The organism is Ramlibacter sp. MAHUQ-53 (genome assembly GCF_052600055.1).
Map to the genome: position 1 here is coordinate 51,011 of NZ_JBQWTS010000008.1, position 23,770 is coordinate 74,780.

Annotated in this window: 23 protein-coding genes; 8 read left to right on the forward strand and 15 right to left on the reverse strand. The window is 71.1% G+C overall.

The genetic code is table 11. From position 1 onward, the window contains the following. Positions 1–71 precede the first annotated feature (71 nt). From ACT80S_RS13050 to ACT80S_RS13060, 3 genes are all read left to right on the forward strand, one after another. Complete coding sequence (locus ACT80S_RS13050; RefSeq protein WP_377416420.1) at positions 72–851, forward strand: IclR family transcriptional regulator; 780 nt, start codon at positions 72–74, stop codon at positions 849–851. A 174-nt stretch (positions 852–1,025) separates the two neighbouring features. Further along, positions 1,026–3,437, forward strand: coding sequence for a hybrid sensor histidine kinase/response regulator (locus ACT80S_RS13055; RefSeq protein ID WP_377416422.1), 2,412 nt, complete (start codon positions 1,026–1,028; stop codon positions 3,435–3,437). Between the two features lie 56 nt (positions 3,438–3,493). Next, positions 3,494–3,697, forward strand: a complete 204-nt coding sequence (locus ACT80S_RS13060; RefSeq protein ID WP_377416424.1) for a hypothetical protein — start codon at positions 3,494–3,496, stop codon at positions 3,695–3,697. On the opposite strand, the gene ACT80S_RS13065 is transcribed toward ACT80S_RS13060, so the two are convergent. The 10 genes from ACT80S_RS13065 to gspG all read right to left on the reverse strand — a co-directional run bounded on the left by ACT80S_RS13065 (position 3,684) and on the right by gspG (position 12,852). Beyond that, positions 3,684–5,075, reverse strand: a complete 1,392-nt coding sequence (locus ACT80S_RS13065; protein WP_377416426.1) for a GspE/PulE family protein — start codon at positions 5,073–5,075, stop codon at positions 3,684–3,686. The two genes, ACT80S_RS13060 and ACT80S_RS13065, sit on opposite strands and share 14 nt — an antisense overlap. Before the next feature lie 15 nt (positions 5,076–5,090). After that, positions 5,091–7,349 carry a type II secretion system secretin GspD gene (gspD, locus tag ACT80S_RS13070; protein WP_377416428.1) on the reverse strand — a complete coding sequence of 753 codons (2,259 nt, stop codon included), beginning with the start codon at positions 7,347–7,349 and terminating at the stop codon, positions 5,091–5,093. A gap of 5 nt (positions 7,350–7,354) precedes the next feature. Next, complete coding sequence (gspN, locus tag ACT80S_RS13075) at positions 7,355–8,158, reverse strand: type II secretion system protein N (protein WP_377416430.1); 804 nt, start codon at positions 8,156–8,158, stop codon at positions 7,355–7,357. Between the two features lie 14 nt (positions 8,159–8,172). After that, positions 8,173–8,679, reverse strand: coding sequence for a type II secretion system protein GspM (gene gspM / locus ACT80S_RS13080; RefSeq protein WP_377416432.1), 507 nt, complete (start codon positions 8,677–8,679; stop codon positions 8,173–8,175). Then, complete coding sequence (gene gspL, locus ACT80S_RS13085) at positions 8,676–9,881, reverse strand: type II secretion system protein GspL (protein WP_377416434.1); 1,206 nt, start codon at positions 9,879–9,881, stop codon at positions 8,676–8,678. Before gspL ends, gspM begins: the two co-directional genes overlap by 4 nt. Positions 9,882–9,969: 88 nt before the next feature. Continuing rightward, the gene (gene gspK, locus ACT80S_RS13090; protein ID WP_377416436.1) at positions 9,970–10,926 is read right to left on the reverse strand and encodes a type II secretion system minor pseudopilin GspK; all 957 of its coding nucleotides are present in this window, start codon (positions 10,924–10,926) and stop codon (positions 9,970–9,972) included. Next, complete coding sequence (locus ACT80S_RS13095) at positions 10,923–11,639, reverse strand: PulJ/GspJ family protein (protein WP_377416438.1); 717 nt, start codon at positions 11,637–11,639, stop codon at positions 10,923–10,925. The genes gspK and ACT80S_RS13095 overlap by 4 nt, the downstream gene beginning before the upstream one ends. A gap of 1 nt (position 11,640) precedes the next feature. Beyond that, entirely contained in the window at positions 11,641–12,000 is a 360-nt protein-coding gene (gene gspI, locus ACT80S_RS13100) for a type II secretion system minor pseudopilin GspI (RefSeq protein WP_377416440.1), read from the reverse strand. Then, positions 11,997–12,440, reverse strand: a complete 444-nt coding sequence (locus ACT80S_RS13105; RefSeq protein ID WP_377416442.1) for a type II secretion system protein — start codon at positions 12,438–12,440, stop codon at positions 11,997–11,999. Before ACT80S_RS13105 ends, gspI begins: the two co-directional genes overlap by 4 nt. After that, a complete protein-coding gene (gene gspG, locus ACT80S_RS13110) occupies positions 12,415–12,852 on the reverse strand; it encodes a type II secretion system major pseudopilin GspG (protein ID WP_377416444.1) in 438 nt (145 codons plus the stop codon). Before gspG ends, ACT80S_RS13105 begins: the two co-directional genes overlap by 26 nt. Positions 12,853–12,893: 41 nt before the next feature. On the opposite strand from gspG, the gene ACT80S_RS13115 reads away from it, so the two are divergent. Further along, positions 12,894–13,355, forward strand: a complete 462-nt coding sequence (locus ACT80S_RS13115; protein ID WP_377416446.1) for a type II secretion system protein N — start codon at positions 12,894–12,896, stop codon at positions 13,353–13,355. A gap of 11 nt (positions 13,356–13,366) precedes the next feature. On the opposite strand, the gene ilvA is transcribed toward ACT80S_RS13115, so the two are convergent. After that, complete coding sequence (ilvA, locus tag ACT80S_RS13120) at positions 13,367–14,923, reverse strand: threonine ammonia-lyase, biosynthetic (RefSeq protein WP_377416448.1); 1,557 nt, start codon at positions 14,921–14,923, stop codon at positions 13,367–13,369. 173 nt (positions 14,924–15,096) lie between these two features. Between ilvA and ACT80S_RS13125 the strand changes: the two genes are divergently transcribed. Further along, positions 15,097–16,419 (forward strand): hypothetical protein, encoded by a 1,323-nt coding sequence (locus tag ACT80S_RS13125; protein ID WP_377416450.1) that lies wholly within the window; start codon positions 15,097–15,099, stop codon positions 16,417–16,419. A 94-nt stretch (positions 16,420–16,513) separates the two neighbouring features. Here the strand turns inward: ACT80S_RS13125 and ACT80S_RS13130 are convergent, their stop codons facing one another. Next, on the reverse strand, positions 16,514–17,632 hold the full coding sequence (locus ACT80S_RS13130) for a porin (RefSeq protein WP_377416452.1): 1,119 nt from the start codon (positions 17,630–17,632) through the stop codon (positions 16,514–16,516). Between the two features lie 295 nt (positions 17,633–17,927). On the opposite strand from ACT80S_RS13130, the gene coq7 reads away from it, so the two are divergent. After that, a complete protein-coding gene (coq7, locus tag ACT80S_RS13135; protein WP_377416454.1) occupies positions 17,928–18,545 on the forward strand; it encodes a 2-polyprenyl-3-methyl-6-methoxy-1,4-benzoquinone monooxygenase in 618 nt (205 codons plus the stop codon). A gap of 25 nt (positions 18,546–18,570) precedes the next feature. Here the strand turns inward: coq7 and ACT80S_RS13140 are convergent, their stop codons facing one another. Beyond that, the gene (locus ACT80S_RS13140; RefSeq protein ID WP_377416456.1) at positions 18,571–19,023 is read right to left on the reverse strand and encodes an OsmC family protein; all 453 of its coding nucleotides are present in this window, start codon (positions 19,021–19,023) and stop codon (positions 18,571–18,573) included. A gap of 438 nt (positions 19,024–19,461) precedes the next feature. Here ACT80S_RS13140 and ACT80S_RS13145 point away from each other — a divergent pair, with 438 nt between their 5' ends. Then, on the forward strand, positions 19,462–20,481 hold the full coding sequence (locus tag ACT80S_RS13145; protein ID WP_377416458.1) for a porin: 1,020 nt from the start codon (positions 19,462–19,464) through the stop codon (positions 20,479–20,481). 143 nt (positions 20,482–20,624) lie between these two features. Then, the gene (locus ACT80S_RS13150; protein ID WP_377416460.1) at positions 20,625–21,299 is read left to right on the forward strand and encodes a DUF3047 domain-containing protein; all 675 of its coding nucleotides are present in this window, start codon (positions 20,625–20,627) and stop codon (positions 21,297–21,299) included. A 52-nt stretch (positions 21,300–21,351) separates the two neighbouring features. Here ACT80S_RS13150 and ACT80S_RS13155 read toward each other — a convergent pair whose 3' ends face one another. Beyond that, a complete protein-coding gene (locus ACT80S_RS13155; protein ID WP_377416462.1) occupies positions 21,352–22,200 on the reverse strand; it encodes a MurR/RpiR family transcriptional regulator in 849 nt (282 codons plus the stop codon). 13 nt (positions 22,201–22,213) lie between these two features. Continuing rightward, the gene (zwf, locus tag ACT80S_RS13160) at positions 22,214–23,680 is read right to left on the reverse strand and encodes a glucose-6-phosphate dehydrogenase (protein WP_377416464.1); all 1,467 of its coding nucleotides are present in this window, start codon (positions 23,678–23,680) and stop codon (positions 22,214–22,216) included. Positions 23,681–23,770 lie beyond the last annotated feature (90 nt).

Sequence of the window (23,770 nt, forward strand, 5' to 3'; positions counted from 1 at the left end):
TCCTGCCGGGGCGGACTCTAGGTAGGTACTCCACTGCGTACAATGCAGCTGCGTACAGTGAAAGGAGCTTCATGCCGCGAAACGCCCCCGCGCCCACCCCCGCCGCCCCTGCCGGCCCCGGTAAATCCGCCGACGGCGGCGTCATCGCCGTCACCCGCGCCCTGCAGGTGATGGAAGCCTTCCGCATCGGCGAGCGCCAGCTGTCGCTGGCCGAGTTGAGCCGCCGCACCGGCCTGCACAACACCACGGTGCTGCGCCTGGCCCGCACCCTGGCCCTGTCCGGCTTCATGGTGCAGAACGAGGACGGCCAGTGGCGCCTGGGCCCTGCCGCCGGCTGGCTGGGCGCGCGCTACCAGGCGGGCTTCGACATCAACAACGTGGTGGAGCCGACCCTGCGCTCGCTGTCCCAGGTCACGCAGGAGAGCGCCTCGTTCTATGTGCGCGAGGGCAACGAGCGCGCCTGCATCTCGCGGGTCGAGGGGCCGCAGTCGGTGCGCCACCACGTGCGCATCGGCATGCGCCTGCCGCTGGACCTGGGCGCGCCGGGCCGGGTGATCCTGGCGTTCTCGGGCGAGCAGGGCGAGGTGTACGAGTCGATCCGCCGCTGCGGCTACCACCTCTCGATGGGCGAGCGCGACGCCCAGGTGTCCAGCGTGGCCGCGCCGGTCTTCGGCCTGAACTGGCACCTGCTGGGGTCCATGTGCATCTCGGGGCCGACGTCGCGCCTGACCAAGTCCCGGCTGGAGGCCCACGCCCGCACGGTGATCGACGCCGCCAACCGCCTCTCGTATGCGCTGGCAGGCGCGCGCTCCGAGGAGACGCCCCGGGTCGTGTCGACCTGGCATCCCTGAGGAAAATTTCGCACCCGGGCGGCGCCTGACGCGCCGGCGTCCCGGTTTCGCGCGGCGCCGGCGCCGGCGGGCCTATCGTGGGCGGTCCACGGCACGCCTTGCCATGCCCAGCCTGCACCCCGCGAACCCGCCCACGCCCTGCCGGGGGCGCGCCGTGGCGGGTGGAGCCGCGCCATGACGCTGTGGCGCGGGGTGGCCCGCTACGCCCTCGCCCTGGCACTGACCGGCCTGGCACTGGCCGCACGCTTCGCGATGGTCGGCCTCCTGCCGCAGGCGGGCTTTCCCTTCCTCTCGTTCTTCCCCGCCGTCCTGATCACCACCTTCGTGGCCGGGATCGGCCCCGGGCTGCTGGCGTCGGGCCTGAGCATCCTCGCCGCCTGGTACTGGTTCATGGGCGACCCCGCCGGGTTCGGCGCCATGGGCCATGCGGACCTCGTGGCCCTGGCCTTCTTCTCGGGCGTGCTGCTGGTCGACTGCGTGGTGATCCAGGTGATGAACACCGCCCTGCGGCGCGCGCACCGCGCCGAGCGCCAGGTGCGCGACACCGGCGACCGCGTGCGGCTGGTGCTGGACAAGCTGTCCGCCCATGTGGCGCTGCTCGACGCCGACGGCACGCTGCGCGAGGTCAACGAGGCGCCCCTGGCAGCCTACGGCCTGCGCCGCGAGGACCTGGTCGGCCGCCGGCTGTGGGACCTGCCGTGGTGGACGGCCGGGCCGCAGGGGGGCGACGCCGTGCGTGAGGCCGTCGGGCGCGCGGCGCGCGGGGAGGTGGTGCGGCGCGACATCGAGGTCCGGCGCCGCGACGGCGCCGCCATGACGGCGGATTTCCAGCTCGCCCCGCTGGAGGATGGCGAGGGCCCGCCCCGCAGCCTCGTGGCCTGCGTGGTCGACGTCACCGCGCGCGTGCAGGCGCTGGTCGACCTCGAGCACAGTCGCGCCGAGGCGCTGTCCGCCGCCGCGGCGGCCGAACGCGAGCGCCGCCTGCTCGACGCCACCTTCAACACCGTGCCCGCCGGGATCATCGTGGCCGACGCCCAGGGCCGCCTGCTGAGGATGAACCGGGCCAACCGCCGCATCTGGGGCATCGCGCCGTACTCGGACACCATCGACGGCTACGGCGAGTGGAAAGGCTGGTGGGCCGGCGACTCGCCGCGCGCCGGCCAGCGGATCCAGGCGCACGAGTGGGGCCTGGCGCGCTCGGTGCTGCATGGCGAGGAGTGCCACGACATCGTCGAGGTCGAGCCGTTCGACCGGCCCGGCCAGCGGCGGGTGACGATGCTGGCGTCCGCGCCGGTGCTCGACCCGGCGGGACACATCGTCGGCGGGGTGGTGGTGCAGGTGGACATCACCGAGCGCATCGAGGCCGAGCGCGCGCTGCGCGAGACCGACCGGCAGAAGGACACCTTCCTGGCCACGCTCTCGCACGAGCTGCGCAACCCGCTGGCCCCGATCCGCGCCGCGGCGCACGTGCTGCGGCTGTCCGCCCTGCCCGGCGAGCGCGCGCGCAACGCGGTGGCGGTGATCGAGCGCCAGGGCACCCAGCTCACGCGGCTGGTCGACGACCTGCTGGACATCTCGCGCCTGAACTTCGGCAACCTGAGGCTGCGGCGCGAGCCGGCCGACCTGCGCGAGGTGGTCCGCAGCGCGCTCGAGGTGGGTGGCGCCTGCCTCGAGGCCAGCGGCCACGCCCTGCAGGTGGACCTGCCCGAGGCGCCCGTGGAGGCCGAGGTGGATGCGGCGCGGCTGGCGCAGTGCGTGTCCAACCTCGTGAACAACGCCTGCAAGTTCATGCCCCCGCCGGGACGCGTCGACGTGACCCTGGCGACGCGCGGGTCGGACCAGGGCCCCGAGGCGGTGATCCGCGTGCGCGACACCGGCCAGGGCATCGCGCCGGACATGCTGCCCCGGGTGTTCGAGCTGTTCGCGCAGGAGCACCGCAGCGGCCACTCGGGCAACGCCGGGCTCGGCATCGGGCTGGCGCTGACGCGGCGGCTCGTCGAGCTCCATGGCGGCCGCGTCGACGCGCGCAGCGCGGGGCCGGGCCGCGGCGCCGAGTTCGAGATCACGCTGCCGATGCGGGCGCCGGCTGCGCCACCGCCACCCCCCGCGGCCCCGGCCCTGGCCCTGGCCGCTTCTGATGCCGCTGCTGCTGCCGCCGCGCCCCAGGCGCCCCCGGACCCGGCCCCGGCCCCGGCCCCGGCGCGGGCGCCGGAGGCCTCCACCGTCCTCGTGGTCGACGACAACACCGACGCCGCCGACACCCTGCAACTGCTGCTGGAGATGCAGGGCCTGACGGTGGTCACCGCCGGCGACGGCGCGGGCGCGCTGGCGCAGGCGCGCCGCCACCACCCGGGCGTGGTCGTGCTGGACATCGGCCTGCCGGACATGACCGGCTACGAGGTGGCGCGGCGCCTGCGCGCCGAGGCCGGCGAGGGCGAGCGGCCGGTGCTGATCGCGCTGACCGGCTGGGGCCAGGCAGCCGACCGCGCGCGCGCCGCCGAGGCCGGCTTCGACCACCACCTCACCAAGCCGGCCGACCCGGACCGGCTCGCCGCCATCCTGCGCTCGCATCTGCAGCCCGCGTGAGGCGCCTCGCAGCCAGCGGCCAGACCTTGCCTGTTCCCGCTCCTGGAGCCCAAGCCATGTGCCCCGATGACGATGTCCCCGTGCCCGAACCCGTGCCCCCGGTAAACGACCCTCGCGCGCCCGCGCCGCCGAAGCCGCCCTCGGTACCCCCCGACGAGGAGGACGGCAGCACGCCGCCGCCGATCGAGCTGCCCGGGCGCGGCGGCGTGCCCGAGCGCGTGCGGCGCGCGGCGCGCGAGGTGCGGCTCAGTCGCGCGTGACGCGCACCAGCTCCTCGCGCGAGGTGACGCCCTCGCGCACCAGGCGTTCGCCGTCGTCGCGCATCAGGGTCATGCCGCCGGCGAGGGCGGCCTCGCGGATCTGCGCTTCGCTGGCGCGGTTGTGGACCAGCGCGCGGATCGCGTCGTCCGCCGCCATCAGCTCGAAGATGCCGGTGCGGCCCTGGTAGCCGGTCTGCCCGCACTCGCCGCAGCCCGCGCCGGCGCAGGCGGGGCAGCGCTTGCGCACCAGCCGCTGCGCCAGCACGCCGAGCAGGGAAGAACTCAGGAGGAAGGGCTCCACGCCCATGTCGGTCAGGCGGGTGACGGCGCTGGAGGCGTCGTTGGTGTGCAGCGTGGCCAGCACCAGGTGGCCGGTGAGCGAGGCCTGGATGGCGATCTGCGCGGTCTCGTAGTCGCGGATCTCGCCGATCATGATGACGTCGGGGTCCTGGCGCAGGATGGCGCGCAGGGCCTTGGCGAAGTCGAGGTCGATCCTGGCGTTGACCTGCGTCTGGCCGATGCCGGGCAGCTCGTACTCGATCGGGTCCTCCACCGTCATGATGTTGGTGGTGTGGGCGTCCAGCCGCGAGAGCGCGGCGTAGAGCGTGGTGGTCTTGCCTGAGCCGGTGGGGCCGGTCACCAGGATGATGCCGTGGGGCTGCGCGATCAGCTGCTCGAACCGCTGCAGCGTCTCGCCGGCCATGCCCACCGACTCGAGACTGAGCTTGCTCTCGCTCTTGTCCAGGAGGCGCAGCACGGCGCGCTCGCCATGGGCGCTGGGCAGGGTGGAGACGCGCACGTCCACCGCGCGGGTGCCGATGCGAAGGCTGATGCGCCCGTCCTGCGGCAGCCGTTTCTCGGCGATGTCCAGTTCGGCCATGATCTTCAGGCGCGAGATCAGCGCCGCGTGCAGCGCGCGGTGCGGCTGCACCACCTCGCGCAGCGTGCCGTCGACCCGGAAGCGCACCGAGGAGTGGCGCTCGTAGGGCTCGATGTGGATGTCGCTGGCGCCGTCGCGCGCGGCCTGCGTGAGCAGCGCGTTGAGCATGCGGATGATGGGCGCGTCGTCGGCGGTCTCCAGCAGGTCCTCCACCGCGGGGAGCTCCTGCATGATGCGCGAGAGGTCGGCGTCGGCCTGCACCTCGCTGACCACGCTGGCGGCGCTCGACTCGCCCTGGGCATAGGCCGCGGTGATGCGCTGGGCCAGCGCGCCGGCGTCGAGCTGCTGCAGCTGCGGCAGGCCGTGGCGGCGTACCACCTCGCTCCAGGCGCTGCCGGGGGGCTGGCCGGCATGCCACAGGGTCAGCTCGCCGGCGTCCTCCTCCAGCAGCAGCTGGTTGCCGCGGGCGAAGGCATAGGGCAATGGGTAGCGGGGCATGGCAGGCGCCTGGGCTTACTGGCGATCGGTCGCGGGCGGCAGGGGCGCCGGGACCGGCAGGGCCGGTGCGGGCACCGGCGCCGGGGCGGCGGCGGGCGGGGTGGCCTGGGGCGGGCGCGCGGGCAGCGGCGGCATGACCAGCGTGCCGTCCACCGGCAGCACCGCGCTTGGCACCGGCTGCGCCGCCAGCTGGCGCGTGCGCATCAGGTCATAGCGGTCCAGGGTCAGCGCGTCGCCCTGCGCGCCATCGCGCAGCACCACGGGACGCAGGAACACCATCAGGTTGGTCTTCTTGCGGCTGCGGGTCTCACTCTTGAACAGGCGGCCGAGGAAGGGGACGTCGCCCACGCCGGGCAGCTTCTGCTCGGTGCCGGCGTACTCGTCCTGCAGCAGGCCGCCCAGGACGATGACGCCGCCGTCGTCCACCACCACGTTGGACTCGATCGAGCGCTTGTTGGTGGTGGGGCCGTTGGGCGCCTTGTCCGTGCCGGCCTGGACGCTGGAGACCTCCTGGAAGATCTGCATCTTCACCGTGCCGTTCTCGCTGATCTGGGGGCGCACGCGCAGGGTCAGGCCGACGTCCTTGCGCTCGATGGTCTGGAAGGGGTTCACGCTGCCGGTGCCGCTGCCGACGTTGGCGTTGGTGTACTGGCCGGTCACGAAGGGCACGTTCTGGCCGATGACGATCTTGGCTTCCTCGTTGTCCAGCGTCAGCAGGTTGGGCGTGGACAGCACGTTGCCGTCGGCCTGCGACTCGATGAAGCGGGCGAGCGCCGCCAGCAGGTAGGTGCCGTTGACGTTGCGCACGATGCCGATGTTGGCGCCGGTGGCGGGCAGCGCGGCGCCGCCGCCCGTGGCCAGCGAGATGATGTTCTGCCCGCCGATGCTGAAGTTGGTGCCGGCCACGCCGAACACGCTGCTGTTGCTGTTGCCCAGGATGTTCTGCCACTGGAAGCCGAACTCGGCGGCCTTGTCGGCGTTGACCTCGGCGATCAGGCTCTCCACGTAGACCTGGGCGCGGCGCGAGTCGAGCCGGTCGATCACCGCGCGCAGCTGGCGGTACTGGGGCTCGGCCGCGGTGATGATCAGCGAGTTGGTGGCCGGGTCGGCCTGGATCTGGCCGCCGGTCTGCACCTGGGCGGTGGGCTGGATCGCGGCGGTCGCGGGGCTGGCGCCCGCGGCGACGCCGGCCTGCACCGCGGTGGCCACCGGCGCCGCTGCGGCCACGGGGGTGGCGGTGGCGCCCGTGGCGGCGGCCGCGGGCATGCCCGCCATGGCGGCGCGCAGCGTGGTGGCCAGGCGCGTGGCCTCGGCGTTCCTCAGGTAGACCACGTGGATGTTGCCCATCGCGTTCTGCGTCGAGGGCTGGTCCAGGCGCTCGGTGATGGAGCGAACCAGGTTCATGCGGGCGGCGTTGGGCGCGCGCACGATCAGCGCGTTGCTGCGCGGCTCGGCGATCACGGTGGTGCGCAGCGCGGCGTCGATGCCGGCGGCCGCGGGCGCGCCCCCGGCCGCGGCGCCTCCGCCCTCGACCAGCCGCTGCACCAGCGGCGCGAGGTCCGGCGCCAGCGCGTGGCGCAGCGGGATCACCTCGACGTCGGTGGCGTTGGAGATGTCGAGCGCGGCGACGATGCGCGCGATGCGCTGCAGGTTGTCCGCGTAGTCCGTGATCACCAGCGAGTTGTTGCCGGGGTTCACGTTGATGGTGTTGTTCGGGCTGATCAGGGGCCGCAGGATCGGCACCAGGTTGTTCGCCGACTCGTGGTTCAGGCGGAAGATCTGCGTGACCATCTGGCTGCCGGCGGGCGCACTGCCCACCGACACCGGCCCGCCCTGGAGCTTGGCGTCGGCCTCGGGCACCACCTTGAGGATGCCGGCCGCGTCGACCACGGTGAACCCCGACAGGCGCAGCGTGGCCAGGAAGGTGTTGTACGCGGCCTGCGGCGGGACGGGCCTCTCGGTGGTGAGGCTCATCGTGCCCTTGACCCGCGGGTCCACCACGATGTTGCGGCCGGTGATGCTGGCCATGGTGCGGGCCACGGCCTCGATCTCGGCGTTGGTGAAGTTCAGCGTGACCGGCTCGCCCGCGGCGGGGCGGGCCGCCGGCGCGCGCGCGGGGGCTGCCGGTGCGGGTGTCGCGGCGGCTGCCGGGGCCGGGGCCGCGGCCTGTGCGGGCGCGGAAGCCGGCGCCTGGGCGAGGGCCGGGTCCGCGGCGAGCAGGGCCAGCACGGCGGCGATCACGGCGGCAGGAGAGGAGGGCTTGTGTGCGGACATGGTCGTCACCCTATGGTGATGAGGGAGCGCGCCCCCTGGCGCTGCCCGATGATGTTCAGGAGGTTGGACAGGGCCGCCTCGCGTTCGGGCGCGGCCGCGGCCTCGCCGGAAAAGCGCAGGCGGGCGCCGGCCCAGTGGCCCTGACCGGACAGCAGGAGGCTGCCCTCGAGCGTGTCCAGGCGCAGGGCCGGCGTGTCGCCGCCGGCCAGGCTCAGGCGGTAGCTGCCCATGGGCCGCAGTGTCGACAGGCGCGAGGCGATCCGCAAGGCCGAGACTTCGGCGCCGCCCGAGACCTCGAGGCCCCGGCGTGTCCAGCGCAGGGCCAGCCCGCGCGTGGCGAGCTGCAGGTCGCCTTCGAGCTGCAGGGTGTTCCAGGGCGTGCCCAGGCCGGCGAGCAGGGCCGCCGGCCATTGGGTGGGCGCGGCATCCAGCACGGTGAGCTGCGCGCCGTCCCCGCGGGCCTGCAGGCGCACCTGCAGCGGCTGCGGCGTGCAGCAGTCGGCCGACAGCGCCAGCCCCAGGCCGGTGAGCGCCGGTCGCATGCGCCAGGCCAGGCGGGACGGCAGGGCCGCGGCGTCGCGGCTGCCGGGGCCGCCGGTGAGCACCAGGCGGGCCGAGCCGTCCCAGAGCGTGCCGCGCGCGTCCTCCAGCACCACGCGGCCATCGCTGGCGCCGGCCACGGCCTGCGCCAGCCAGCGCGCCGGCGCGAACAGGACGAGGGCGGCGGCGAGCCCGGCCAGCGCGCCCGAGACGGCCCAGCCCCAGGGCGCGCGGCGCGGCGCGGGCAGCAGGGGCAGGGCGCGGGCCATCGGGCGCGGGGGCCTCAGCGGGGGGGCAGGGCCAGCACCACGGTGCCGTCCCAGGTGCCCTGGGGGTTGCGGGTCAGCCGGGCCTCGCCGGCCTGCGCGCGCGCATCGACCCGCGCCTTCGCGAGCCAGCGCGCCAGCGCGTCGCCGGGGATGCCGTTGACGGCCAGCGTCGCGCTGTCCCCGGCGGGCACGAGTTGCGCGGCCTCGCCGAGCGGGCGTGTCGCGGCCTCGAGGGCGCGCATCGCGTCGTCGTGGTTCATGCGCGGCTGCGACTGCATGGCGCTCGCCTGGGCCTGCAGTGCCTGCATCCGCTGCAGCAGCGCGTCGGCCGCGGCCTGCTGCGCGGGCGCGGTGCGCAGCGTGGCCAGGGCCGGGGCCAGCGCCACGCCCCATACCAGCGCCACGCCGACGACGAGGGCCGCCAGGACCAGCAGCGCGCGCTGGCGTGCGGGCTGGGCCTGCCACAGCTGGCGGGCCTGCGCGAGGCGGGGGTGTCGTGCGAGTGCCTTCATGTCCTTCATGTGCCGGACTCCGTGCGCAGCACCAGCAGCTCGCCCTCCAGGCGGGCGGCGAGACCCTGGCTTCGCAGGCGGGGCTCGGCGGCGCGCAGGTCGGTCTCGGTCCAGCCCAGGCCGCGCACGCGCAACTCGCCGGCGACGTACTCCAGGGCGGTGATGCCGCGCTGCGGTGCCACGGCGGCCAGCGCGCCGAGCAGGGTCTCGAGGTCGCGCGAGCCGGCGGTGCCGGTGGCCTGGCGCAGGGCGTTGACCTCGCGCTCCATCTGCAGCGGGGCGTCGACCACCAGCTTCACGTGCGGAAAGGTCTGCGTGAGCACGGCGCGCGCGGCCTGCTGCTTGGCGGCCAGCGAGGCGCGCTCGCGCCAGGCCCAGGCATTCAGGCCGACGAGGTGGGCGGCCACCAGCGCGACGAGGCCCCACCGCAGCGGCCGCCACTGCGGCGCGTGCAGCAGGCCGGCGAGGCCGGTGGTGAGGCGCTTGACGGTGCGCGCGCGCCCGGAGCTGGCGAACTCGAACTGGGCCAGGTCCCAGTCGCCCTGCGCCGCCTCGAGCCAGCGCTGCGCGGGGGCCTGCAGCACCATCGGGCGCTGTAGTAGCTGCTCGGCGTGGGCGGCGAGCGCGGGCTCGGCGAAACAGGGCGCGTCCTCGGGCAGCGGCGGCAGCAGGGGCAGGCCGGCCGACGACAGCGGCAGCACGGTCACACCCTCGGCATGGCGCACCAGCCACTGGGCCGACTCGGGCTCGCCGCGCGCGTGGAGGGCCGTGGGCGTGCCGGGGGACAGCTCGGGCACCACGCGCATCGCCGGCCGGCCGGCGGCTTCCAGCGCCTGCAGCGCCCCGCGCAGCCAGGCCCGGTCGCAGGCCGCCACCCAGGCCGGGCCGCCGGGGGCGGCGCCGGGCTCCAGTGCGAAGTGCAGGGATTCGGGGTCGTCCAGCAGGCGGTCTTCGAGCAGGCCCTCGAGCGCGGCGCGCAGGCGCGGCGAGCTGGCGGACAGGCCGCGGGGCCAGTCGATGCGGTGCCAGGACAGGGCCTGCGCCGGGACCACGGCCACCACCTGCGCGCCGGGGCCTGTGGCCTGGGGCAGCAGGTTCGCCGCCGCGCGGCCCGAGGCGCCGGGCGTGCGGCCGTCGGCCGACAGCACGTAGGCGAATTCGGTGGAGCCCGTCACGGGGGCGGTCGGCAGCAGGAGGTAGAGCGAACTCATGGACTGCGGCCATTGTAGGGACGGGTTCGTGACAGCTGGAACCCGAGTAAGACTCTGCACGGATCCGCTGGCCCGTGCGGGGCCTGCCTCAGCGAGGCGGCGCGGTCGAGGCGCTGGCTTCGCGCCAGAGCGTGCGCACGCTGGTGTTCTGTCGCTGGACCACGCTGCGCTCCTCGACGATGGCCCGGTCCAGCCGCACCCGGCCGCGGATCTCGAAGAACTGGCTGGCCGTGGCGGCCAGGGGCGTCTCGACGGCGCCCTGGCCCTCGTCGAGCAGTTTCAGGGCGTCGGACAGGTTGCGGAAGTGCGCGGACTGCCGGGCCGTCACCATGCGCTGCGCGTCGGCCAGGCCGATGCCGGGGATCACCGCGAAGATCGCCTGCGCGCTGGCGGTGTTCAGGTTGACCGTGGTCTTCGCGGGCAGCAGCGTGGCATGTGGGGCCAGCGCCTGCAGGGTGCGCGGCGACAGGCCGAGCCGCTCCAGGTCGGCCATGCGCAGCGCCGGCAGGGGCGCCAGCGGGTCCCGGGCGCCGGCGGCGCGGGACCGCAGCAGGTTGGACTGCAGCGCCTCGAGCTCGGTGGGCGGCAGCCCGAGCACGTCGAACAGGCGCTGGAAGGCGCGCAGCCCCGCCTCGGACGGCTTGCCGTCCTCGACGAGGTCGTTCACGTTCAGCCGCGACTGCAGGTCGGTGATGCTGCCCGAGAGGAAGGCCTCGTCGACCACCGAGCCCTCGGGGGCGGCCTGCCGGTCGGCCGCGAGGAAGGACGACAGCCGCGCCTCCTGCAGCGGCAGGGCCCAGGGCTCGCCGAGGTGGTCCACGCCGCCGGACTTGGCGTCCTCGATCAGGATCAGGCGGCCCCAGTCCAGCGCGCCGGTGAGGATCCAGCTGGCCTGCATGCGCGTGCGCTCGGCGCCCTCGACCTCGACGGCGCGCCACTGCTGCCACAGGCCGGCGGCTGCGAGCGTGGCCACCAGGGCCACGGTGAGCATCGCCGAGAGCAGGGCGGCGCCGCGCTGGGCGGGGCTCGGACGGCGCGCGCTCACGAACGGCCTCCCGCCACGCGCGGGCTGGCCCAGTCCAGCGTGAGGGTGCCGCCCAGGGGGTGGTCCGGCGGCAGCGTGAGGATGGCGCGCACCCCGTCGGGCAGCACGTTCGAGCCGTCGGCGCGGGCCTGCTGGCCGGTGCCGCTGCCGGTACCGCGCGGGGGCGCCTCGCTGCCGGCGGCCGGCTCGTCGCTGGACAGCGGGTTGGTCCATGCGCCGCCGCGGAAGAAGAACACCTGCCACTGGGCCAGCGGCACCACCGCGACTTCGGCCGCGCGCTCGGCATCGCCCGGGTTCTGCGACCAGGTGTCGGCGCGCAGCCAGGCCTGCTCAAGCTCGCTGCGCGTGGCCAGGACGGGCGACTGCCACCGCAGCCAGGTGGTGCGGCCCTCGACCACGCGCCGAGTCCAGGCGGCCACCACCAGGCCCTCGGGCATGCCGGGCGGGGCGCGCCGCGTCAGGCGCAGCACGCGCCCGTTCCAGTCGAGGGCGGAGCGGTCTGGGACCTGGGCGATCGCGTCGAGGTCGGTGTTCCATTGCGCAAGGCCGACCTGCAGCGCCAGCACGTGGTCGGCGCGCTCCTGCGTGGCGGCCTGGGCGCGCGTCATGCCGTCCAGGCCGCGCCAGGCGAGCACGGCGACCAGGGACATGACGAACAGCGCCACCAGCAGTTCGACCAGCGTGAACCCGCGCAGGGCGTGGCGGCCGGCCATCTCAGAAGCGCCCCACGATGGTCGACACCCGCAGCACCGGCTCGGCGCCGCGCCGCACGTTGGCGTCGACGCGGCGGAAGTTCGGGTTGGGCGTGGCCGCCACGGCCAGCGCCACCTCGAAGGTCTCGCCGCCCTGTTCGCAGCTCGCTACCGTCTCGCCGATGCCGGGCATCTGCTGCGACAGCCGCACGCCCACCAGCGCGTTCTCCGCGCACAGGCGGGCCAGGAGCACGTCGGACTGGCGCCGGGCGTTGTCGGTGAGGGCCGCGGTCGCCTTCAGGCCGGCGGCCAGGGCGATGGCCACGATGCCCAGCGCCACCAGCACCTCCACCAGCGTGAATCCGCGCTGGGGGGCTCTCATGGGTTCGCGCCTTCCACGCGGAAGGGGCGCAGGCCGTCGGTGGCCACGCGCAGCCGGCGCCCCGGCAGGCTGGCGGACTCGAGCACCACGGCCTGCGCGCCGATCAGGGGCTCGGGGCCGAGGAGCAGCGCGGTGGTGCCCTGCACCCTCACGTCGCCGGACTGCCACTGCGCAGGCAGGCTTCCGGCGGCGGCGCCCTCGAAGCGGAAGCCGTTCTCGGTGGGGACCCAGCGTATCGGCTGGCCGGTGCTGCGCGATTGGGCGCGGCCCGCGTCCAGCAGGGCGGCCAGGCGCAGCGCCTCGCGTTCGAGCTGGTTGCCCGCGCTGTCCCGGATGGCGAAGGCCACGCCGGCGGTCGCAATGGCGATGATCGCCACCACGACCAGCAATTCGATCAGGGTGAAGCCGGCCTGCTTACTGCCAGCTGCCGATGTCGGCATTCTTGCCTTCGCCGCCGGGCTGGCCGTCGGCGCCCAGCGACAGCACGTCGATCTCGCCCTTCACGCCGGGGTTGAGGAACTGGTAGGGCCGGCCCCAGGGGTCGGCCGGCAGCTTCTCGAGGTAGGGCTTCCAGTTGGGGGGCACGGGCTGCGCGGTGGGGCGCGTGACCAGTGCCTGCAGGCCCTGCTCGCCGCTCGGGTAGCGCTGGTTGTCCAGGCGGTACAGCTTGAGGGCCTGCATGAGGTTGTTGACGTCGGTGCGTGCGGCGGTGACGCGGGCGTCATCGGCGCGGTCGAGGACGTTGGGCACGATGAGGGCGGCCAGCACGCCGATGATCACCAGCACGACCATCAGCTCGATCAGGGTGAAGCCGGCAAGGCGGCGCAACAGGAAGCCGGTTCTCTTCATCATCTCGACATCTCGAAGGGGGTGTGGGCCATGATAATCGACGCATGTTGCACGCGACCCGCTCCGCACGCGCCCAGCGCTGGCTGGTGGGCGCCGCCACCTTCGTGGTGTGGGCGCTGGCGGTGCTGGGGGCGGCGTACTGGGGCCTGCGCATCGCCGGCACTGGTGCTCGGGCTTCGGCGGCGCCCGCGGTGGTGCGCCAGCCCGAGGCGCCCGACCCGGCGGCCATTGCGCGCCTGCTCGGCGCGGTCGGCACGCCGGGCGAGCCGGCCGCGGCGCCAGCCCTGGCCAGCCGCTTCGTCCTGACGGGGGTGGTCGCCGGCGCAACCGGCGCCGGCGCGGCGCTGATCGCGGTGGATGGCCGCCCGCCCAAGCCCTTCGCCGTGGGCAGTGCGGTCGAGGCCGGTCTGGTGCTGCAGTCGGTGGAAGGCCGCCGCGCCCGCCTGGGCCCGGCCCCGGGCGCCCCGGCGGCGCTCACCCTCGAGTTGCCGCCGCTGCCGCAGTAGGCCGGCCGCGCTCAGGCGCGCAGGAACAGCCGGTACACCGGGTTCTGCGTCTCGTCCACGAACGGGTAGCCGAGCGTGTCGAGGAAGGCCTGGAACTGCGCCTCCTCCGACGGCGGCACCTGCAGGCCGACCAGGATGCGGCCATAGTCCGCGCCCTGGTTGCGGTAATGGAACAGGCTGATGTTCCAGTTCGGCTGCATGTGCGAGAGGAACTTCATCAGCGCGCCGGGCCGCTCGGGGAACACGAACCGCAGCAGGCGCTCGTCCTGCGCCAGGGCCGAGTGGCCGCCGACCATGTGGCGGATATGTTCCTTGGCCAGGTCGTCGTGCGTGAGGTCCAGCGCCTCGAAGCCGTGCTTGCTGAAACTGGCCGCGATGCGGGCCGACTCGCCGCGCCCGTGCGTGGTCAGGCCCACGAACACATGGGCCTGGGCCGCGTCGCTGATGCGGTAGTTGAACTCGGTCACGTTGCGCGGCCCGCCGGGCAGCTCGCCGATCAGGGCGCAGAAGCGGCGGAAGCTGCCCCGCTCCTCGGGGATGGTCACCGCGAGCAGCGCCTCGCGCTCCTCGCCCACCTCGGCCCGCTCGGCGACGAAGCGCAGGCGGTCGAAGTTCATGTTCGCGCCGCACAGGATGGCGGCGTACGTTTCACCGCGGGTCTTGCGATCGGTCACGTACTGCTTGATCGCGGCCACGGCCAGCGCCCCGGCAGGCTCGACGATGCTGCGGGTGTCGACGAACACGTCCTTGATCGCGGCGCACACCGCGTCGGTGTCGACGGTGACGTAGTCGTCCACCAGGTCGCTGGCGATGCGGAAGGTTTCCTCCCCCACCAGCTTCACCGCGGTGCCGTCGGAGAACAGGCCCACGTCGGACAGAGTGACGCGCTCGCCGGCCTCGACGGACTGCAGCATGGCGTCGGAATCGTTCATCTGCACCCCGATCACCTTGACCTCGGGCCGCACCGCCTTGATGTAGCTGGCCACGCCCGAGATCAGCCCGCCGCCGCCGATGGCGACGAACACCGCATCGAGCGGGCCCTGGTGCTGGCGCAGGATTTCCATCGCGATCGTGCCTTGGCCGGCGATCACGTCCGGGTCATCGAACGGGTGCACGAAGGTCAGGCCCTGCTCCTTCTCCAGCGTCAGCGCATGCTGGTAGGCGTCGGAGTAGCTGTCGCCGTGCAGCACCACCTCGCCGCCCAGGGCCTTGACCGCCTCCACCTTCACGCCGGGCGTCGTTACCGGCATCACGATCACCGCACGCGAACCCAGGCGGTGCGCCGACAGCGCCACCCCCTGGGCGTGGTTGCCGGCCGAGGCGCAGATCACGCCGCGCTCGAGCTGCCCGGGCGTGAGCTTGGCCATCTTGTTGTAGGCGCCGCGCAGCTTGAAGCTGAACACCGGCTGCTGGTCCTCGCGCTTGAGCAGGATCTTGTTGTGCAGGCGACGGCTGAGGTTGCGCGCCGGCTCCAGCGCCGACTCGACCGCAACGTCGTAGACCCGGGCCGTCAGGACACGGCGGAGGTAGTCATCAGGGGTCAAGGCAGAGTGTTCGGCGCTCGTCATGTTGTTACAAGAAGACAATACGTTTTACCTAATTACACCAACACGCCTGGGCGAAATGTCATGGTCACGGGTTGAGCAACTTGTAACAGTTGGGCGGACCAGCTCTTCCGTCCAATTGTCATGACAAAAATGAATGAGTGCTCGCCAGAAAAGCTTGAACAGGGAATTAAGACGTGTCTCAGGGAGTCAGCAGGGTCATCGGGGCGTTCGCCACCCCGTCCAACGACGAGGTGTTCCGCGCCTCGCGGGGACGGACGGTGCCCATCCCGGAGAGCCTGACCTCCGTCCCCGGTTACCCGGAGAAGCTCCGAATCTACAGGATTGAAGCCAGCCGTTTCTGGCAGGTACGCTGCTGGTTCAGCGGCAAGACCTACAGCAAGAGCCTGCGCACCACCTCCAAGAAGAATGCGCTGGTGCTGGCGAAGCGATTCTTCGATGTGACCTCGGCGCAGATCCACATGCTGCGGGACACCGGCCAGGAGGCCGGCGCGGTGAACTTCGCCCAGGTCGCGGAAAAGCTCTTCAACCAGGAAGCCGCGCGCCAGCAGCGTGGCGAGTTCAGCCGCGGCTCGCTGATGGTGATGCGCAACCGGCTCGACGCGCACATCCTCCCCGAGCTGGGCAGTGCGCCGGTGAAGGGGCTGGGCTACGTGGCCCTGCAGCACTTTGCCGACCGCCTGGGCCAGCAGGGCTTCACCACCACCACGATCTCGCAGTACCTGGTCATCGTGCGCAAGATCCTGAAGCTGGCGCGCCACCTGGGGCACCTGGGCGAACTGCCGGAGTTTCCACGCATCCGAGTCACGGCCACGCCGCGCGGCGGCTTCAGCATTGCCGAGTACCGCCAGCTCCTGCGCAAGTCGCGGGCGCTGGTCGGCCAGCCGCACCCCGTGCTGGCCCGCCTGGGCCCGAACGAGCGCTTCTGGATCGCCCGCGAGCTGCTGCTGATGCCGCAGGACATTCCGTGGGTCATCGGCTTCATGGTCAATACCTTCGTGCGGCCAGGCGACATCAAGCTCATGCGGCACCGCCACATCGAGGAGATCCGCGGGCGCCACATGTACCTGCGAATGAACCTGCCCGAGACCAAGCGGCACGACAAGCCGGTCGTGAGCATGCGCGCGGCGGTCCGCATCTTCCGGCAGATCCAGGCCCGCAACGCGGCCAACGGCTACGGCGGCCCGGACGATTTCCTTTTCCTGCCGCAGTTGTCGAACCGTGAGCACGCGCTGGCCGTGATGAACCAGCTCTTCCAGTGGGTCATGGCCGAGTGCGGCATGACCAAGGGGCCGCAGGGCCAGACGCGCACGCTCTACAGCCTGCGCCACACGGCCATCACCTTCCGACTGCTGTACGGACAGGGCATCGACATGCTGACCCTGGCGCGCAATGCCCGTACCAGCGTGAACATGATCGAGCGGTTCTATGCCTCTTCGCTGAGCGGCGAGATGAACGTCGGCCTGCTGCACAGCCGTCGCCAGGCCGGGCAGGGCTGAAGCGCCCTGCTTCGCGGGCCCAAAGAAAAACCCCGCCGTGTCGCCACGGCGGGGTTTTGTTCTATGTGTCTAACCGACGGAGTCGGTCAGGCGATTAGAACGTGTGGATCACGCCCAGGATGTTGGACGACTTCTTGTCCACGCCACCGGTGGCGGCGTCCTTGGTCTGGCCGGAGTAGAAGTAGGCGGTGGTGCGCTTGCTCAGGGCGTACTGAACAGCGAACTGGGCCTGCTTCAGGTCTTCGGTCTTGGCGCCGACGGAGTTGGTGGTCTCAGCCTTGCCGGTGGTGGCGATCAGCTTGAAAGCGCCGACGGGCACGGTCACGCCCAGCTGGTAGGCCTGGTACTCACGGGCGGCAGCACCGGCGTCGCCGTTCTTGCCGTCGTTGTAGGTACCGGTCAGGGCCAACATGCCGAAGTCATAGCGAGCGCCCACTTGGGTCAGCTTGCCGGTCTTGTCGACGATGGCGGTGTTGCCAGCAGCGGTGCCGTTCTTGTACTCGGTGTAGGCAACCTTGACCGACAGGGCGCCGGCGTTGTAGTTGGCCAGGATACCGGTGCGCTTGGCGTGCACTTGGGTGTCGGCGGCGTTCTTGCTCTCGAAGGTGTCGAGGCTGGTGGCAGCGCCGTACTGCAGCTGGGCGGAGAAGCCGCCGAAAGCCGGGGTGATGTAGGTCAGGCCGTTGGCACGGGTGCCGCCGACGGCAGCGTTGCCGTAGGTGTGGGCGGAGTCGGCGCCGTTGGTGCCCTCGGAGCCGGCGTTGAAGCCAGACAGGGTCGACAGCTCGTACAGGTTGGTGTACTGGTAGCCGGCACGGACTTCACCGAACTTGCCAGACAGACCGACCCAGCTCTGACGGTTCAGGCTGGTGGCGGAACGGCCGGTGGTGGCGCCAGCGGCAGTCGTGTCGATCTGGGGGGCCGAGGTGGCGGTGCGATAGTTGGTCAGCTGCGAGCTGGTCGGGGAGATACCTTGCTCGATCACGAAGTTGGCCTTCAGGCCGCCACCCAGGTCTTCCGTGCCACGGAAGCCGAAACGGGGGCCGGCGACGGCGCCGTCAGCAACGCCGTTGGCCTTGACGGTGGTCACGCCAGCGTCCTTGTAGGTCTGGGCCTTGTAGCCGATGTCCATCACGCCATACAGGGTGACGGAGGATTGGGCAAACGCGCCGGTGGCTGCAAGGGCAGCCAAAGCAACTAGAGATTTTTTCATGCAAGTTTCTCCAAGGTTAAACATGAGGCGCCGGCGCTGGAGGTGCTGTGAACGACCTCTTTCGCGCCCCGGGCCAACCTCCTTCACGGAAGTTGACGCTATTCAATCAGAGGGCCTCGGTAAGGCGCAAAGAATTTGCGCTCGGCAGGGTTTCATCGTTGCAGGCGGACAACAGACCCCCTTTCTGGGCTCGTGTGCGCCACGGGTAAACCCTTGATTTTTCAGGAGAAATTGCAACTTTCTGTTTATGGTCAGGCTTCGATCAGGCATCGGCGGCCGGCGTAAACTCGCCTGCATGGATGCCGCCATCAGCGCACTCGACAGCGCCTTGCGCACGCTGTTCGCCCGCCCCCGTTCCCAGCGCCCCAGCCCGGGTGCGGGGGTCCCCCCCCCCGATCTCTCACCGGCTCAAAAGCGCGAGGCCGCGGCACTGATGCGGGTCAATCATGTAGGAGAGATCTGCGCGCAGGCCCTGTACACCGCCCAGGCCCTGGCGACGCGTGACCCGGCCTTGCGCCGCCATCTGGAGCAGGCTGCGCGCGAGGAAACGGACCACCTCGCCTGGACCTTGGAGCGCATCGAAGCCATGGGCGATCGGCCGTCCCTTCTCAATCCGCTGTGGTACGCGGGCGCATTCGGGCTGGGCTTGCTGGCGGGGCGATTCGGGGACCGGGTGAGCCTGGGGTTCGTCGTCGAGACGGAGCGCCAGGTCGAGGCGCACCTGGATTCCCATCTGGAGCGCCTTCCCGAGAGCGACGCACTCTCGCGAGCGATCGTGTCGCAGATGAAGCTCGATGAGCGCGAACACGCGGACCAGGCACTCGCCGCCGGGGCGGTGGCGTTGCCCGCGCCTGTCCGCGGAATGATGCGGGCCGCCGCCAAGGTCATGACGACCACGGCCCATTACGTCTGACGATGTAGTTCTTTAGCTCGGTCCGTCAGGCTACTTCGACAAGGTCGAAGCCAGTCGTGATCTCTGCTGTCTTGCCAATCATGATGCTGGCCGAGCAATACTTGTCATGGCTCATGGCAATGGCCCGCTCGACTGCGGCGGCGGGGATGCCCTTGCCAGTGACCGTGAACTGCATGTGCAGTTTCGTGAAGACTTTGGGATCACTGTCTGCGCGTTCGGCGCTGAGCTTGACCGAGCAGCCACGCACATCGTGGCGTCCGCGCTTGAGGATCAGGACCACGTCGTAGGCAGAACATCCGCCCGTGCCCGCCAGAACGGTCTCCATGGGGCGCGGCGCCAGGTTCAGGCCGCCGTTTTCCGGTTTGGCCGCGTCAGGTGCTCCGTCCATCATGAGGACGTGCCCGCTTCCCGTTTCCGCCAGGAAACCCATGCCCGAGCGCGCGCCCGTGGTCCCCGTCCAACTTACCGTGCATTCCATTCCGACCTCCTTGGGATCATTTCGGTTGAGCTAAATCAATTCAGCGGCTGATAGCCGGGATTTTGCACTTGCTGTGCTGCAACGCAGCACGTACCGGGCTATACTGTGGCCACGCTTGAATTAGTGATGCTGATTCAGGCACTGATTGTCTCCTCCACCTCTCCTTTGGTGGATTTAGCCCCCGGATCGCAAGGCCCGGGGGCTTTTTTCTGCCTGATCCGGTAGCAGTTTCACACTGCACCGGTTCCAAGTCATGGCGGACGAGACCTGCAAGTGCTTGATTCATAAGCTATCCTTGCTCGACAGTTGAATTACGGCAGTCGTTCACTCAGCACTGTCGAACTGAAAGCCCCCCAGCCCATCCGGTGGTCGGGGCCTCTTTTCGAGGGAAACAGCCCGCCGGGCGCAGGCTGCTCAACCTTAAAAAGCCTAGCTGCTTTGGCCGCCCTAACGGCAACCTCGGTTTTTGCCCAGTCCTCCGTCACCCTTTCCGGCCAGATCGATGTCGGCTTGAGCAACCCGATCGGTGCCGACCGAACCCGCATCGACCAGTCCGCCAACGGCGCCAACCAGATCGTCTTCAGCGGTTCCGAAGACCTGGGCGGTGGGCTCAGGGCCACGTTCCGGCTTGCTGAGCGCTTCAGCCCCGAATCCGGCCTCAACGACGGCAGCAATGCCAACCGGCCCCTGTTCCAGGGGGAGTCCACCGTCGGGATCGCCGGCACCTTCGGCGCCCTGCGGATCGGACGTGCGCTCACCGCGTTCCAGGGGCCCATCAACAATACCGACCCCTGGGGAACCCTCCAGCAGGCCTCCCTCGCCGTCCTGACCACGGCTTACGCCAGCGCGCCCGACAACTACGCCTTCACCCCCGGCGCCGGCGGCGTCGCCACCCTCACGGGAACCGGGGGCAACCTCGGCCGATCCGACGGCATCTTCTACACAGCGCCCAACTGGAATGGCTTCGGCGGCGCACTGACCTACGGCCCCAAGAGCACCCAGGTCACCGGCCTGGTCACCACCGGCGACAAGGCCCTCCTGAGCGGGTGGCTGTCCTACGGCGCAGGGCCCATGTCGCTGGCCATCGGCGCTGAACGCAATCGCATCGGGGATCGCATCGCAGCTGTCCAGGGCTCCTACAACTTCGGCTTCGCCACCCTGGGCGGCACTTACGCGCAGACCGATTACGACGCCGCGGGCGCAGCAGACCGCCGCAGCTTCAACGTGAGCGCCGTCGCCCCCATGGGCGCCTTCACGCTGAAGGCCGGCGTCGGCCGCAGCAAGCTCAAGGACGGACCTTCCACCGTCCGCAAGATCGGCCTGGGCGTTGACTACAGCATGAGCAAGCGCACACTTATCTACACGTCTTGGGCCCGGGACAACGGCGTGAGCGCCTCCACCGGTCTGTCCGCGAGCCCGAAGACTGGCTTCGACATCGGCATCCGCCACAACTTCTGACCTAGCCCTTCAGGGTGTAAGCCCATGCCCAGGGGTGAGACAATCACCCCATGGGACTCATGGGGATGTCGTTGAAGACAGGGGCTGCTGCGCTCCTGGTGGCCGTCTTGGCCGGCTGCGCGTCTGCGCCGCCGGCCGTTTCCGTGGGCTCATCGCCCTGGGCCAGCCACGACACCACCGACCCGCGGGGCGAGGCGGCTTGGGAAGACTACCGCTTCCCAGGCAAGACGCCCACTCGCTTCGCCTATGAGCGCAAGGACGGACGCGACGCGCTCTCAGTGCTCGCGCAGTCGTCCGCCAGCATGAAGCGACAGCGCGTGCGCGTGGCGCCCGAAGATCTGGGCTCTGTCCGATTCTCCTGGAATGTCCCTGCCCTCATCCCCGGCGCCGACATGGCGCGCCGGGACGCGGAAGACTCCCCGGTGCGTATCGTGCTGGTGTTCGAGGGTGACCGTTCCCGCTTCTCGCCGCGTGACGCCATGCTCTCCGAACTGGCGCGCGCCTTGACCGGCGAGGAGATGCCGTACGCGACCCTCATGTACGTCTGGTGCAACCAGCGCCCGGCCGGTACCGTGATCGAGAACCCGCGTACCAGCCGCATCCGCAAGCTGGTCGTCGAGTCCGGCTCGGGCAACCTCGGTCACTGGCTGGACTACGAGCGCGACATCCGTGCCGACTACGAGCGCGTGTTCGGCGAGGCGCCCGGCGCGCTGGTGGGCGTGGGCATCATGACCGACACCGACAACACCGGCTCCGTCGCCCGCGCCTGGTACGGGCCGCTGAGGTTCACGCCGACCGCCCGCCTGGCCGCGCGCTGAGCGCCCGGACGCCGCGTTGCCGAGCCTGGTCGGCCGGGGGGACCGGCGCGGATCACGCGTAACGCTTGTTCCGCAGGTTGTTCTTCATTTCCTTGAGCATCGGCTGCAACTTGTCACCGCCGATTCGCAGCGCCACGCAGGTCGCCAGTACGTCGATGATCAGCAGGTGCAGCAGGCGCGACACCATGGGGCTGTAGCGGTCATAGCCTTCCGGGTGGTCCGCCGCCAGGTGGATGTGGCCAGCAGTGGCCAGGGGCGAGCCGGTGGCCGTGATGACGATGGTGGTGGCGCCCCGGCGCTTGGCGATGTCGCAGGCGTCCATCAGGTCCCGGGTGCGGCCGGAGTTGGAGATCACCACCACGCAGTCGCCCGGCCCGAGCAGCGAGGCGCTCATGACCTGCAGGTGGCCGTCGCTGCAGGCCGCCGTGTGCAGGCCCAAACGGAAGAACTTGTGCTGGGCGTCCAGCGCCACGATGCCCGAGTTGCCTACGCCATAGAACTCGATGCGCCGGCTCGTGCGCGAGGTCGAGGCGAGCGCGTCGACCGCGCGCTCGATCGCATGGGCCGAGGCATCGTTGCGGTACTTGAGGAACGCAGCGACGGTGTTGTCGATCACCTTGACCATCACGTCGGCCGGCTTGTCGTCCGCGTCGACGCTGCGGTGGATGAAGGGCACGCCCTCATTCACGCTGCCGGCGAGCTTCAGCTTGAAGTCCGAGAGGCCGTCATAGCCCATGCTGCGGCAGAACCGGACCACGGTGGGTTTGCTCACATGCGCCCGGTCGGCGAGTTCGCTCACTGGCAGGGAGGCGAAGGCGCGCGGGTCGGCGAGGACCAGGCGGCCGACGCGTTGTTCGGCGGGGGCGAGGGAGGGCAGGGATGCCTTGATGCGATCGAGCATGCGGTGATGTGCCTCAGCGTTCTTCCGACCAGCAGTGGCCGTCACGCGCAATCATCGCACTCGAGGCGCTCGGACCCCAGGACCCGGCAGCATAGGGACGCAGGCCGTCGCGGTGGCCGCGCCAGTGATCGAGCAGCGGCTCGACCCAGCGCCAGGCCTCCTCCTGTTCGTCGCTTCGCACGAACAGGTTCAGGCGGCCGTCGATGACATCCAGCAGCAGCCGCTCGTAGGCGCCCACGCGCTCGGCGCCGAAGCGCTTGTCGAAATCCAGGTCCAGCTGCACGGGCGCGAGGTGCTGCGCGGCGGACCGGGCCGCGTGGCGGTTGTCCTGCCCCTGCGCCATCAGGTGCAGCTCGAGCCCGTCACGCGGCTGCAGGTTGATCACGAGGCGGTTGGCCGCACCGGCCGGCCCGCCGAAGATGGCGTGCGGCGCGGGGCGAAAGTTGACGACGATGTGCGCGTCGCGCGCCGCCAGGCGCTTGCCGGTGCGGATGTAGAACGGCACGCCCGCCCAGCGCCAGTTGGCGATCTCGGCGCGCAAGGCGACGAAGCTCTCCGTCGCACTGTCGCGGCCGACGCCCGCCTCGTCGAGGTAGCCCGGCACGGCCTCGCCGCCGACCCGTCCGGCCACGTACTGGCCACGGATCGCGTGCTGGTCCAGCGTCACCGGGGTCCAGGGCTTGAGCGAGCGCAGGACCTTGAGTTTCTCGTCACGGATCGCGTCGGCGTGGGCATTGATCGGGGGCTCCATCGCCAGGGCGCAGAGCATCTGCAGCGCGTGGTTCTGGACCATGTCGCGCAGCGCGCCGGTGCTGTCGTAGAAGGCGCCGCGCTTTTCCACGCCGAGGTCCTCGGCGATGGTGATCTGGATGTGGTCTATGTGTTCGCGGCGCCACAGCGGCTCGAACAGGGCGTTGCCGAATCGCAGCGCGAACAGGTTCTGCACCGAGGGCTTGCCGAGGTAGTGGTCGATGCGGAACACCTGCCTTTCGGACAGCACCGTGCGCACCGCCTCGTTGATGGCGCGGTTGGAGGCGAGGTCGTGGCCCAGGGGCTTCTCGAGCACCACGCGGGTGTGCGGCGTGTTCAGGCCGGCGGCTCCGATCTGCTCGCAGATGGTGGTGAACAGCGCCGGCGCGGTCGCCAGGTACATCACGACGGTGCGTGCATTGCGCTCGGCCAGGCGGGTCCCCAGGCGGGCGTAGTCCGCCGGGTTGGACAGGTCCATCCGCACGAAGGCCAGCAGGGCGGCGAAGCGGTCGAACTCCTCGGCGCTGGGGCGCTTGGACAGTTCGACATCGTCGAAGCGGGCGCGGATGAAGGCGCGGTAACCGTCGTCGTCGAGGTCGTCGCGGGCCACGCCGACGATGCGTCCGCCCAGGGGCAGGGTGCCATGGCGGAAGGCCTGGAACAGGGCTGGCATCAGCTTGCGCCAGGCGAGGTCGCCAGTGCCGCCGAACAGGACGAGGTCAAAGCTCATGGAGGTTGCGCGGAGTGGGGAAATCAGGCGAGAATGTAACTTGATTTCAGATGTTCGGCCACATCCCTGACTCATCGTCAGAGGAGAATG

Bases quoted from the DNA above. Each gene is read 5' to 3' on its own strand.
- ACT80S_RS13140 (WP_377416456.1), bottom strand. From the start codon at position 19,023: ATGGAATGCACGGTAAGTTGGACGGGGACCACGGGCGCGCGCTCGGGC.
- coq7 (WP_377416454.1), top strand. From the start codon at position 17,928: ATGGATGCCGCCATCAGCGCACTCGACAGCGCCTTGCGCACGCTGTTC.
- zwf (WP_377416464.1), bottom strand. From the start codon at position 23,680: ATGAGCTTTGACCTCGTCCTGTTCGGCGGCACTGGCGACCTCGCCTGG.
- gspN (WP_377416430.1), bottom strand. From the start codon at position 8,158: ATGGCCCGCGCCCTGCCCCTGCTGCCCGCGCCGCGCCGCGCGCCCTGG.
- gspL (WP_377416434.1), bottom strand. From the start codon at position 9,881: ATGAGTTCGCTCTACCTCCTGCTGCCGACCGCCCCCGTGACGGGCTCC.
- gspG (WP_377416444.1), bottom strand. From the start codon at position 12,852: ATGATGAAGAGAACCGGCTTCCTGTTGCGCCGCCTTGCCGGCTTCACC.
- ACT80S_RS13050 (WP_377416420.1), top strand. From the start codon at position 72: ATGCCGCGAAACGCCCCCGCGCCCACCCCCGCCGCCCCTGCCGGCCCC.
- ACT80S_RS13155 (WP_377416462.1), bottom strand. From the start codon at position 22,200: ATGCTCGATCGCATCAAGGCATCCCTGCCCTCCCTCGCCCCCGCCGAA.
- gspM (WP_377416432.1), bottom strand. From the start codon at position 8,679: ATGAAGGACATGAAGGCACTCGCACGACACCCCCGCCTCGCGCAGGCC.
- ACT80S_RS13130 (WP_377416452.1), bottom strand. From the start codon at position 17,632: ATGAAAAAATCTCTAGTTGCTTTGGCTGCCCTTGCAGCCACCGGCGCG.
- ACT80S_RS13065 (WP_377416426.1), bottom strand. From the start codon at position 5,075: ATGCCCCGCTACCCATTGCCCTATGCCTTCGCCCGCGGCAACCAGCTG.
- ACT80S_RS13105 (WP_377416442.1), bottom strand. From the start codon at position 12,440: ATGCCGACATCGGCAGCTGGCAGTAAGCAGGCCGGCTTCACCCTGATC.
- ACT80S_RS13055 (WP_377416422.1), top strand. From the start codon at position 1,026: ATGACGCTGTGGCGCGGGGTGGCCCGCTACGCCCTCGCCCTGGCACTG.
- ilvA (WP_377416448.1), bottom strand. From the start codon at position 14,923: ATGACGAGCGCCGAACACTCTGCCTTGACCCCTGATGACTACCTCCGC.
- ACT80S_RS13115 (WP_377416446.1), top strand. From the start codon at position 12,894: ATGTTGCACGCGACCCGCTCCGCACGCGCCCAGCGCTGGCTGGTGGGC.
- ACT80S_RS13095 (WP_377416438.1), bottom strand. From the start codon at position 11,639: ATGGCCGGCCGCCACGCCCTGCGCGGGTTCACGCTGGTCGAACTGCTG.
- gspI (WP_377416440.1), bottom strand. From the start codon at position 12,000: ATGAGAGCCCCCCAGCGCGGATTCACGCTGGTGGAGGTGCTGGTGGCG.
- ACT80S_RS13060 (WP_377416424.1), top strand. From the start codon at position 3,494: ATGTGCCCCGATGACGATGTCCCCGTGCCCGAACCCGTGCCCCCGGTA.
- gspD (WP_377416428.1), bottom strand. From the start codon at position 7,349: ATGTCCGCACACAAGCCCTCCTCTCCTGCCGCCGTGATCGCCGCCGTG.